This window comes from Halomonas sp. MES3-P3E (assembly GCF_002836035.1).
Classification (GTDB): domain Bacteria; phylum Pseudomonadota; class Gammaproteobacteria; order Pseudomonadales; family Halomonadaceae; genus Vreelandella; species Vreelandella arctica.
Window position 1 is genome coordinate 1 of the sequence record NZ_PJBT01000109.1, and the last position, 1,080, is coordinate 1,080.

Annotated in this window: 1 rRNA gene; it reads left to right on the plus strand. The window is 55.5% G+C overall.

Annotated features, from left to right (window positions below):
• Positions 1–1,067, plus strand: a 16S ribosomal RNA gene (locus CXF87_RS12115); the annotation flags it as partial.
• Positions 1,068–1,080 lie beyond the last annotated feature (13 nt).

Below are 1,080 nucleotides of genomic sequence, written 5' to 3' on the forward strand. Positions count from 1 at the left end.
AGGAAAGACATCACTCGCAGAAGAAGCACCGGCTAACTCCGTGCCAGCAGCCGCGGTAATACGGAGGGTGCAAGCGTTAATCGGAATTACTGGGCGTAAAGCGCGCGTAGGTGGCTTGATAAGCCGGTTGTGAAAGCCCCGGGCTCAACCTGGGAACGGCATCCGGAACTGTCAGGCTAGAGTGCAGGAGAGGAAGGTAGAATTCCCGGTGTAGCGGTGAAATGCGTAGAGATCGGGAGGAATACCAGTGGCGAAGGCGGCCTTCTGGACTGACACTGACACTGAGGTGCGAAAGCGTGGGTAGCAAACAGGATTAGATACCCTGGTAGTCCACGCCGTAAACGATGTCGACCAGCCGTTGGGTGCCTAGAGCACTTTGTGGCGAAGTTAACGCGATAAGTCGACCGCCTGGGGAGTACGGCCGCAAGGTTAAAACTCAAATGAATTGACGGGGGCCCGCACAAGCGGTGGAGCATGTGGTTTAATTCGATGCAACGCGAAGAACCTTACCTACCCTTGACATCTACAGAAGCCGGAAGAGATTCTGGTGTGCCTTCGGGAACTGTAAGACAGGTGCTGCATGGCTGTCGTCAGCTCGTGTTGTGAAATGTTGGGTTAAGTCCCGTAACGAGCGCAACCCTTGTCCTTATTTGCCAGCGAGTAATGTCGGGAACTCTAAGGAGACTGCCGGTGACAAACCGGAGGAAGGTGGGGACGACGTCAAGTCATCATGGCCCTTACGGGTAGGGCTACACACGTGCTACAATGGCCGGTACAAAGGGCTGCGAGCTCGCGAGAGTCAGCGAATCCCTTAAAGCCGGTCTCAGTCCGGATCGGAGTCTGCAACTCGACTCCGTGAAGTCGGAATCGCTAGTAATCGTGAATCAGAATGTCACGGTGAATACGTTCCCGGGCCTTGTACACACCGCCCGTCACACCATGGGAGTGGACTGCACCAGAAGTGGTTAGCCTAACGCAAGAGGGCGATCACCACGGTGTGGTTCATGACTGGGGTGAAGTCGTAACAAGGTAGCCGTAGGGGAACCTGCGGCTGGATCACCTCCTTAAACGATGCGTCAC